The 10,217-nt window shown below is 46.9% G+C and carries 11 protein-coding genes; 7 read left to right on the forward strand and 4 right to left on the reverse strand.

Annotated features, from left to right (window positions below; all coding sequences use genetic code 11):
- The first annotated feature begins 496 nt into the window (after nucleotides 1-496).
- Genes B3K91_RS02335 through B3K91_RS02345 form a run of 3 tightly spaced genes read left to right on the forward strand, consistent with a single transcriptional unit; the run spans nucleotide 497 to nucleotide 3,433 of the window.
- A complete protein-coding gene (locus tag B3K91_RS02335; protein WP_214059906.1) occupies nucleotides 497-1,660 on the forward strand; it encodes an ABC transporter substrate-binding protein in 1,164 nt (387 codons plus the stop codon).
- A gap of 58 nt (nucleotides 1,661-1,718) precedes the next feature.
- Entirely contained in the window at nucleotides 1,719-2,603 is an 885-nt protein-coding gene (locus B3K91_RS02340; RefSeq protein ID WP_099829402.1) for a carbohydrate ABC transporter permease, read from the forward strand.
- Nucleotides 2,600-3,433: a carbohydrate ABC transporter permease gene (locus tag B3K91_RS02345; RefSeq protein ID WP_292593932.1), complete on the forward strand. Its 834-nt coding sequence runs from the start codon at nucleotides 2,600-2,602 to the stop codon at nucleotides 3,431-3,433. Before B3K91_RS02340 ends, B3K91_RS02345 begins: the two co-directional genes overlap by 4 nt.
- A 68-nt stretch (nucleotides 3,434-3,501) precedes the next feature.
- Here the strand turns inward: B3K91_RS02345 and B3K91_RS02350 are convergent, their stop codons facing one another.
- The 4 genes from B3K91_RS02350 to B3K91_RS02365 form a co-directional block, all read right to left on the reverse strand.
- Nucleotides 3,502-4,743: a glycerate kinase type-2 family protein gene (locus B3K91_RS02350; protein ID WP_214059903.1), complete on the reverse strand. Its 1,242-nt coding sequence runs from the start codon at nucleotides 4,741-4,743 to the stop codon at nucleotides 3,502-3,504.
- A 291-nt stretch (nucleotides 4,744-5,034) separates the two neighbouring features.
- Nucleotides 5,035-5,403 carry a hypothetical protein gene (locus B3K91_RS02355; RefSeq protein ID WP_214059902.1) on the reverse strand — a complete coding sequence of 123 codons (369 nt, stop codon included), beginning with the start codon at nucleotides 5,401-5,403 and terminating at the stop codon, nucleotides 5,035-5,037.
- Nucleotides 5,404-5,531: 128 nt separating this feature from the next.
- The gene (locus B3K91_RS02360) at nucleotides 5,532-5,969 is read right to left on the reverse strand and encodes a hypothetical protein (protein WP_292588105.1); all 438 of its coding nucleotides are present in this window, start codon (nucleotides 5,967-5,969) and stop codon (nucleotides 5,532-5,534) included.
- Nucleotides 5,970-6,011: 42 nt separating this feature from the next.
- Nucleotides 6,012-6,470: a hypothetical protein gene (locus B3K91_RS02365; protein ID WP_099829397.1), complete on the reverse strand. Its 459-nt coding sequence runs from the start codon at nucleotides 6,468-6,470 to the stop codon at nucleotides 6,012-6,014.
- A 218-nt stretch (nucleotides 6,471-6,688) separates the two neighbouring features.
- Between B3K91_RS02365 and B3K91_RS02370 the strand changes: the two genes are divergently transcribed.
- From B3K91_RS02370 to B3K91_RS02385, 4 genes are all read left to right on the forward strand, one after another.
- Entirely contained in the window at nucleotides 6,689-7,294 is a 606-nt protein-coding gene (locus B3K91_RS02370; protein ID WP_214059900.1) for a deoxynucleoside kinase, read from the forward strand.
- A 258-nt stretch (nucleotides 7,295-7,552) separates the two neighbouring features.
- The gene (locus tag B3K91_RS02375) at nucleotides 7,553-8,320 is read left to right on the forward strand and encodes a transporter substrate-binding domain-containing protein (protein ID WP_214059899.1); all 768 of its coding nucleotides are present in this window, start codon (nucleotides 7,553-7,555) and stop codon (nucleotides 8,318-8,320) included.
- Between the two features lie 10 nt (nucleotides 8,321-8,330).
- Complete coding sequence (locus tag B3K91_RS02380) at nucleotides 8,331-9,065, forward strand: amino acid ABC transporter permease (protein WP_099829394.1); 735 nt, start codon at nucleotides 8,331-8,333, stop codon at nucleotides 9,063-9,065.
- Nucleotides 9,062-9,808: an amino acid ABC transporter ATP-binding protein gene (locus tag B3K91_RS02385; protein ID WP_214059898.1), complete on the forward strand. Its 747-nt coding sequence runs from the start codon at nucleotides 9,062-9,064 to the stop codon at nucleotides 9,806-9,808. The genes B3K91_RS02380 and B3K91_RS02385 overlap by 4 nt, the downstream gene beginning before the upstream one ends.
- The last annotated feature ends 409 nt before the right edge of the window (nucleotides 9,809-10,217 follow it).

Below are 10,217 nucleotides of genomic sequence, written 5' to 3' on the forward strand. Positions count from 1 at the left end.
GCCTGAATGGCTATTTTGTTGCATCCTGCCGAAGGCAGCATTGCATCCCCGGATGCTCTTCCGGGCATTGCGACCTGGCATGATCTTTGCCAGCCTTGCGTCCGCCGATGCTCTTCGGCGCCTTGCGTCCCGCCGAAGGCGGCATTGCGTCTTACTTCAGCAGTGACTAACTTTTCCCTCGTCTGCTCGTGAGCACAGCAAACGTCTCAAAATGATTTTTCTCGTCTTGTCTCGATCGATCTTATTGAATACGATTCCGCTTCTTTCCTCATAGCAAGAATATCTGACAAACTTGGAAAGACTGTTTCGTACAGTAAGACGTATAACTTACTATAATATTGATAGGTGTTGAACAATCTTCTCTTAAGGACAGTCGAAGAGTTGTCTGCCCTTCTAGTTTGGATGTAAGCTCGCGCCCGGTTTTCTTTGTGGATGCGGTCTTGAGGGAATTGCTGACTAAAAAGCACATCGATCATTGAAAAAGGGGGTATTTTTGATGAAGAAGCTTTTGGTAGCAGTTCTTCTTGTAGTTACCACTGCGCTATTTGCAGGTACCGTCTCGGTAATCGGACCTTGGTCCGGCTCCGAAATGGATGCTTTCATTCCGGTCCTGGAGGCATTCAAGGCAGAAACGGGAATTGATTACACTTATCAGACTTACAGGGCAGAGGATCTGGCAAATGTCTTACCTGCTCAGTTTGCCGCAAGGAAGGCTCCCGCTGATGTGATATTCATGTGGTCTAGTTTCATAACAAACAACACGAAGAACATAGCGGAGCTTACCGATGTAATTGACAGAGATGCTTATATTCCGGGCGCGCTTGACAACGTAACAACCGCAGACGGAAAGGTCTATGGAATAGCTTACACGGCAAAGGTAAAACCGGGTTTCTGGTACAGAAAATCCTTCTTTGAGGCTCACGACTTGGAAGTCCCTTCTTCCTGGGAGGAGTTTGTTGCACTTCTTGAGAAAATCGACTCGTTGCCTGGAGTGAAAAATGCCATTGCAAGTGGTAATGGTGTAGGATGGCCTCTTTCTGATGTCACAGAGCACTTCTTGATAACGTTCGGTGGGCCGGAACTTCAGAAGGATCTTATCGAAGGGAATACATCATGGAGAAGCCATGCCGTTCGAAATGCCATGGGCAAGCTAGTCTATCTGATCGAGAGAGGATTCTTCAGTGTACCAACTGAGTGGACAACGATACTGGAACAGTGGTGGAAAGGAGATTATGGCCTATACTTCATGGGGCAATGGATAACCGGAATGGTAGAAGATGCCGATGATCTCGCTGTTTTCAGCCTCCCGGGGAATCGAGGAATGGTTTTCAGTATCGACTACGCTTTCGTTCCAGAATTCGCCACAAACAAGGCGGAAGCTCTCGAGCTCGTGAAATTCCTTGCCGGTGAAAAAGGGCAGAGCATTCAGGTCGCACAGGGTGGCCATATAGCAACGGTCGAAGTAGCTATGGATAACTACCCGGCCGTCGACATGGAAATCGCGAAACTCACTGAGGGAGTTCAAACTCTCAACGATCTTGATGACTCTATTGGTGGTCTATGGCAAACCGCATTCTGGGATCAACTGAAGCTCATCTGGGTCCGCCCAGAAAGACTCAATGACGCTCTAATGGATCTTGACGAGAAGATGCCTAATTAATTCTTGAACTGTAGTGGGGCCCTGAGGGTCCCACTACTTTTTTTCGGAGGTGAGATAGTTGGCTGTAAGAAAGGCTAAGCTAAAACACTTCTTGTACTTCATTCTACCTGCCTTGTTTCTCCTGGTCGTTTTCGTTCTGTATCCAACTCTGAATACGGTTTTTCTAAGTTTCGTGGACGATGACGGAAAGATCTCACTTTCGAACTACATTGAGGTTTTCTCCAGCAGGGACATTCTGGATACGCGAGGATTCAGTAGAGGCTTTCCCTATGGTTCGTTGATCCACAATATCCTCTGGATAGCCATTCATTTACCGCTGACGACCATCGTCGGTCTTTTTCTTGCCGTTCTTCTGAGAGGTGTTAAGGGTGGAGGGATTGTCAAGTCCGTGATCTTCCTCGGAATGGTAATGCCTATGATCGTTGGGGGAATAATGATAAGATTCATGTTCGAAGAGAACGTGGGCGTTGTGAACCTTGTTCTTCAGATACTTGGATTAGAAACGAAAACCTGGACAGCATATCCAGAGACGGCCTTGTTTGCGCTGATCTTCGGTTCGGTGTGGCTATGGACAGGTTTCTCCATGATTCTCTATTCTGCAGGACTCGAGACAATCCCAAGCACATACTATGAGGCAGCACAGATAGATGGAGCTTCGAAGGCGAAGATGCTTTTCAAGATCACTATCCCCCTGCTGAAACCTATAACTGTTGTAGTCCTTACAATGACGCTTCTATGGGAGCTGAAGGTCTTCGACATTGTCTACATTGCAACGATGGGTGGGCCAGGCGGCTCATCTAACGTCTTGGCGCTCCAGATGTATCTCTACGGCTTCAGAGAGTGGGATTTTGGAAAGTCTGCTGTTGTTGCAGTGCTAATCGCAGGTTCGACTCTTCTAGCGGCGATACCAATGATGAAGTCGGCGGGGGATGAGGCAGAATGAAGAGAACGAGACGAGAGACTCTTGTGAAGACTGTTGTAGCCTGGATAGTTGCTCTAATCTGGATACTGCCTCTTATGGGTGTTGTTATGACGGCCTTGAGGCCTTTCAGCGAGGTAATCGATGGATGGTGGAAGCTCGAGCCCTTCAATGCGACTCTCTCGAACTTCTCCGGAGCGTTGAATCACCGGACAGCGGCTCTATACAAGGGAATGATAAATTCGCTAATGATAGCGATTCCAGCTACTATTGCTCCTCTGCTTCTTGCGGCACTGGCCGGCTACGGAATCTCGAGGTACGGATTCCCATTGAGAAAGACCTTCATATTGACAGTGGTGCTAACGCTTGCTCTTCCTCAGCAGATGATAGCCATACCCATTTTCAGAATCATGAGCAACCTTGGGTTGGTGGACACCTTCTTTGGACTCATATTGCTTCATACTGCGTGGGGAATTCCGTGGATAACTTTCTTCATGCGCAACTACTTCAAGACTCTTCCTGCAGACATGGAAGAGGCCGCAAGAATCGATGGAGCCGGCGACTTCGGCATATTTTTCCGCGTGGTTCTCCCTAATGCATTCCCCGCTATTGCTTCTGCCTCTGCTCTGCAGTTCACCTGGGTGTGGAGTGATTTCTTTCTTGCACTTATCCTTATCTACTCACCGGAAAAGCTGCTCGCGACTCAACGAATCCCGCTGATGCGAGGTGTTTACCATGTTGACTGGGGACTGCTTTCGGCCGCGTCATTGCTCGTCATGATAGTTCCCGTTCTCATTTACGTCCTCTTGCAGAGATACTATGTAAGGGGAATGGTAGGATGGACAATCAAATAGAAGACCTATGAAATGAGGGAATTGGATGAGCGGTCAATTCCCTCTTTCTATTATTACATCTATCGACACTATTCGCACAGCAGCACTATGAGGTCGTTGACATTCGTGCCCGTCGGGCCTGTCTTGAATAGATCACCTGATTTGTCCAGAGCGTGGTAGGAGTCGTTATCGAGAAGGAACAGTTGCGGATCTATTCCGGCATCGATCATTCTGCTCATAGAGTTTCCATCGACAATTGCTCCAGCCGCATCGGTAGGACCATCAATGCCGTCTGTACCTACACATGCGAGTGTTACGTTCTGCATTCCATCTGCTGCGATTGCAAAGGCGAGAGTCATCTCCTGACAACGGCCTCCGAGACCTTCTCCCCGAACATGCACTACCGTTTCGCCACCTAGTATCAACGCCGCAGGTCTCTTTGTAGGTCTGTTGAAGCGCTCTTCTCTTGCGATTGCGGCCAAGAAGACTCCGGCATCTCTCGCTTCGCAGTCTAGTGAGGTGGTGACTATTGAAGAGTTGTAGCCCAGCTCTCTAGCAAATGTCGCTGCCGATTCGCAGGCTCTTGTGATGCTTCCGATTATCTCGGTCTGAACGTTGTGAAGTCTATCAGGAGTCTCCTTCTTCAGTGCTTCAACAACTTCGGGCCTGAGATTGAGCGCATACTTCTCGATCACGGCAAGTGCTTCTTCGCTTGTACTGCTGTCAGGATAAGTCGGCCCGGACGCTATAGAGTCCAAGCGATCGCCAAGAACGTCTGAAAGAACAAGTGTATATATCTGTGACGGAGCGACGAGCCTTGCAAAACGGCCGCCCTTCACTGAAGAAAGTCGTTTTCTTACTGTGTTGATCTCGACGATACTAGCACCGGAGCGGAAAAGCTTGTTGTTAACCTCCACAAGATCTTCGAAAGCAACGCCATCGGCAGGCTTTTCGAACAGTGCCGATCCTCCCCCCGATATAAGAAAGAGGATTTTATCGGGCTTGCCGGATTCAATTAACTTCAGCGCATGATCGGTAGCTTCGACTGTCTTCCTATCTAGAATCGGGTGCCCCGCTTCAAATATCTCTATGCCTTCGATTTCTCCTTGACTGTAGCCATATCTAGTAATGACTACACCGCGTTCGATTTCATCGCCGAGCTTCTCCTTTGCTGCCTTGGCCATTCTCCATGCTGCCTTTCCAATCGCAAGAAGAAATATCGGACCGGTTAGCCCCGCCTTTTCGATCGCCTTTTTTACCGAGCTCTCAGGTTGAACGGCTTCGATCGATTTCTCGATTATGTACTTCACATCTTCTCTAAGTTCTCTCAAAACAATCCTCCTCAATAGCACCGAAAAAGAATCTGTCCATAGTGGAAATGCTAGTCTGATTCAATTCTATACTAGTTAAGAAAATTCATCGTTATGAACAGTTATTCTTGCGCTCCTCTGACTTGTATTAAGCAGTTGCAGTAAATAGATTAGAACCTAAACTGGTTGCTTGATGGAGACTTTTTCCAGGAAACCAGTCGGCCTACAATGAGAATAGTCTGCAGCACATATAAGCACAAATCAAAGAAAAAGACGGTGCATACACACCGTCTTTTCTCATCTCTGAAAGGCTCAGAGAAGTATGGTCAAGTATAGATATGGCCCGGGGAGGAAGTTGTATAGCAAACTAAGTCCTGCACTGAGAACTATATTATCAACCGGCCTCAGAATGAATTCCCATCCTCTGCCGAACACAGGGATGAAGAATAGGAACTTCCCATCGAAAGTATAAGCGTTTAGCTCATTTGGTGTCATCGGCTTTTCGTAGTAAGTGCTTGCCTGGAATAGATAGAAATCCATTCCCTCGTAGCCGGTGATGTTTCCTGCTAGATCATACACTACATCTCCATATAGGCCATGGCCAAGAATGAAGTTCTTCGGAGCGGCCACAAAAACAGATGCAACCAAAAGAACTGCCACAAGAATAAGGACTTTTTTCATCAAATTACCCCCTTTTAAGTGATATCGAACCTATCCTACTTACTGATTTTACACTTAATGGCCTCATTAAGTCAACGTATGTTCATTCTCCAGAAGCAATTTCTCGCATACAGCAAGGATGATAACAGTTAGGGTTCAAACCACTCCAGTCCATCGAATGAGTACCGGGCGAGGTCGATATTGTCATCCCTGATCCTGTAATACCATGACGTGAAAATACTTTCAGTTGTACCGGAACTGGAAAACTCAATCTGTGCCTCGTAAGAGTACTCTCCCCAATCAACTTCCGCGTATTCAACGGATACTAACTCCAAGTGGTCAACTTTCACCTCTCCTGAAAGCACGTGCTGGTTGACGAAAAGAAGAGCGGTCTCTTCTATAGCGGGATAAACCATCTCGGGGTCGAATTCTTCGACCAGGCCTCTTGAAGAGAGCAGCATAATAACCACTGCCAGGACTATCACAGCGACTATCGTGTATTTCTGCAACACGGCTTTGATCTCGCTGTCTTGTTGATTCACTACTTGAAGCTCTTCAGATTCTTCGTTCTTCTCATGTTCGCTCAAAAAAATAGACCCCTTTCGGGGTCAATTATACATATCTGTCAATCAAAAAACTACCGCGACATTCAGTCTCACCGAACTCAAGACAGACGATAGAATCGCTGAAGGTGACTCGAAGAAAAAGCCCAGAACGGTTAATGGTGAAGCAGAAACACCTGCTCCGACCAGAAGTGTCTGGTTGTTCTGAAGCACCAGTGCGTAATCAAAGCCGACTCCAACGTATGGGAAGATAACAACATTCGTTCCAAATTCATAGTAGAGATTAATCTTCTGAAGCTCGAGTGGACTAAAATAGGTCTTCCATGTCCAGCCCAAGCCCAGGTTAGGACCCGTCCATCCCGTTATGTTTCCAAAAACGTCTAGCTTTGCCTCTCCATAGACGGGAAAGTGCAGACCCGCTACCAGCGGCTTACCATGAGCCTTATCGGGCCAAACGATTAGTGGTTCGGAAAAAACGGCGATAGCCAGACCAAGAACAACAGCTAGTAACAACAGTTTCTTCATTTCTATCCCTCCTTTGCAACGCGCGAACTCGACCTAAGTACATATTTATTATACAACATTACCCGACCGTTATCAGCATTAGGACCACTGTATAGAAATATAATAGCTTTGAGGACTAAAGCAAAAGAAAGGTCTACTGGATCTCAATTTGTAGCCGATCAAGTGTATTGATGATAGAATTTCTAAGACATATTCATTCATGGCGGAGGAGTGTTCTTTTGGGCAAGATTATTGTTTTGGCCGGGAATGTTGGCGCAGGTAAGTCTACTATAGCGAGCGCTATTGCAGAAGGTCTTGGATTCAGTATTCACTACGAATCCGTTTCCGACAATCCCTTCCTCGAGGATTTCTATTACGATCAAAAGAGATGGTCATATCATCTCCAAACATACTTTCTATTTCACAGGTACTGTTCTTTGAAACAGGCTGAAGAGAAAGACAACACCGTCTTCGATCGTTCGATATATGAAGACAGAGAGATTTTTGCTCGCAACCTTTTTGAGACAGGGAAGATGTCTCAAAGGGAATTCGCAGCTTATGTGACAATGTTCGATTCAATGATAAAGTACTTGAAGAAGCCTGACTTGCTGGTCTATATCGATGCGGACGTCGATACGATTCTTTCCAGGATAAGGCGGAGAGGAAGACAGATGGAGACTGCAGTTCCAATAGCTTACTGGGAGCAGCTCGACAGGTTGTACTCGCAATGGATTGAAGAATACGACCTTTCTCCGGTCTACAAGATAGATGCCAGATCTGTTGATATCGTCATTAATCCAGAGAAGACAGAGAGAATCATAGGCGAAATAAAGAGAATCCTGTAGAGCGCTGTTCATTCCTTAACAGATTTGCAGAAATCGTAACTTGACATTCTGTACAAGATGTTGATACTATCAATTATCAAAACACTACGAAGGTGATCTGTGTGAGAGTTAGTTCGAATTCATTCTTTATGACAAACAAGCTTCATCATCACAGACTGTGGCGCCCGGTTGAGGGAGGCGGCACCTTCTAGTCGTGCTCTCTTAAGGAAATCAACAGACCGGGCTTATGGCCCGGTCTTTTTTTATTGGAGGTGTGGAATGAAGAAGTTCCTGGTACTTGCAGTTTTGATCTGTATGACAATGGCATTTGGAAGTCTGATCGACGACGTTAGGCAAAGAGGTGTTCTGAGAGTTGGGCAGGACGCAGGTTATATGCCCCTTTATGGAACCAATCCCGATGGCGAACGAATCGGTTTGGAAGTGGAGATCCTCGAGAGGATGGCCGAAATCCTTGGCGTGAAACTGGAATTCGTAGTTGTGAACTGGGATGGAATAATCCCTGCTCTGATGTCAAACAAATTCGACATAATCTGGTCTGCAATGACTATAACTCCGGAAAGGGCTCTGAGAGTTAACTTCTCTGATCCCTATCTGACAGTGGGTCAGATAATTCTCTACAACACAAACAAGTACACGGTTCCACCCACCGAGGAAGACCTGGACAATCCCGATGTCAAGATCGCTGTACAACTTGGTTCGACGGGCGCAGAAGCAGCAACCAGACTCCTCTCCAATGCCCAGATCTTTATGTTTGAGACGATCGACGAAGCTGCCTTCCAGGTTGCTTCCGGAAGGGCCGACGCAATGATCTTTGACTCCATTTATGCAAGATTTATGGCAAAGAAATACGATCAGCTCGATGTGACGGAAGAACTACTGACAAGAGAGGACTTTGGCGTAGCAATTGCAAAGGGAGACTTTGAAACACTTCAGTGGTTGAACACCTTTATTCAGTGGGTAAAGACAACTGGAACACTGGAAGAGCTTGAAAACTACTGGTTCGTGGAATACCAGCCGGAGTTCTAAGGAAAGAATTATGACAAGAGCGATGTCGAAAATCATTCTGGGAGTAATAGTCGCAGGAATGCTCTGGTTCTCTTATTCATCAGTCTCAGCTGTGTATCCTTTTAACTGGAGATCGCTTGCCAGGTATTACAAACTCTTCATCGAAGGGATCGTCACTACTCTCCAGCTAAGCGTCATCGCTCTTGCTCTTGCAGTAATCGTGGGAATTGTGGTAGCACTTGCACGAGATTCAAAAGTCAATCTGCTGCGTGACGCGGGGACTCTCTATGTTTGGTTCTTTAGAAACATGCCGTTACTGGTGGTCATTCTTCTAGTCTACTACGGCTTCGGTTCTGCAGTTAACATCGATAGATTCTGGGCGGGAGTTGTCTCACTTTCTTTATTTGAGGGAGCATACGTAGGCGAGATCTTTAGAGCGGGGATAGCCGCAGTTCCTTCTGGAGAGAAGGAAGCCGGAGAGGCCATGGGACTCTACAGAAGTCAGATAATGTTCTCTATAGTCTTTCCACAAGCCTTTAGAATCTCAATTCCCCCTCTAATCGGACAGCTCGTAACGCTCATCAAGGACAGCTCGTTGGTGTCGGTCATAGCCCTTGGCGATCTCACGATGCGCGCCAGACAGGTGGGAACACAGACCTTGGCAGTGTTTGAAGCGTATATCTTACTTGCCGCCTGTTACCTGTTTATGACATCGCTGATCTCTCTGGTAGGAAGGATACTTGAAAGGAGGCTTGCCATTCCATGACAGAAAGAAACGTAATTTTGAAGCTCTCGAACCTCTCAAAATCATTCGATGGGCTGTCTGTCTTGAAAAACGTCTCGTTCGACGTCAAAGAAGGCGATGTGATAGCTGTCCTGGGTTCTTCTGGTGCGGGAAAGACGACCCTACTCCGATGCATTAACAACCTAATAACCCCCGATGAAGGCGAGGTCTTCTTTAAGGGGAGACAGGTAGAGAGAACGAGACAATCAATTAGATCTTTCAGATCAAAGGTTGGATTCGTATTTCAGAGATTCAATCTGATTAGTCATTTGAGGATTGTCGATAACGTTGCTCTGCCTCTCGTGAAGGTGAACGGTATGAAGTGGGCAGATGCAAGAAAGGCCGCCGAAATTCAACTCAGGCAGGTGAATCTTGGCGAAAAACTTACAAGTTACCCTTCTCAGCTTTCCGGTGGACAGCAACAGCGAGTGGGGATAGCCAGAGCGCTCGTCATGAATCCCGACATTGTTCTCCTAGATGAACCCACATCGGCCCTAGACCCGTCTCTTGTAGGCGAAGTAATGAGAGTAATCAGAAAGCTCTCCTCAGAAGGGAGGACGATGATAATCGTCACCCATGAGACCGAATTCGCAAAGCATATAGCAAATCGGGTAATCTTTTTGAAGGACGGCGAGATAACTGCCGATTCTTGTCCGAAAGAGTTCTTCGAGTCGAAATCAGACGACGTAACCGAGTTCTTGACAGACCTTTCGGCAATTGTATAGCACTTTCCTGCAATGAGGGTTTCTTCCGTGATCTCTCGCAAAAAAAGACGTAAGAGGCCAGAGGGAAGAGGTTGGAAGAGCGGGAAGAGGAGAGAGGAAGAGGAGGAAGAGAGAGAGAAAGAGAGGGCGAGAGGACGCGAAAAACGGTACAGACGTCAGGAGCCCGTCAGTCCCTATTTTCGCTTCTCGTCTTTTCGTGAGCGCAGCGAATGGCTCGACAGTGCTCTTTCTTTAAGAAAAAGGTTCTCGGGTTTGATTTCAACGAAGACGACTCTAAACAGCGTACAGCGGGTTCTCCGCTTTTAAGCGTACAGCGGCCTTTTCGGTGAACGGATCCTCGCTCTTGGACAGCCAACGGTGAACCGTATTTCACAGCGATCAGCGGGGCTTGTTCTTAAGCGTATAGCGG

It is taken from the genome of Mesotoga sp. UBA5847 (genome assembly GCF_002432735.1).
Taxonomy (GTDB): domain Bacteria; phylum Thermotogota; class Thermotogae; order Petrotogales; family Kosmotogaceae; genus Mesotoga.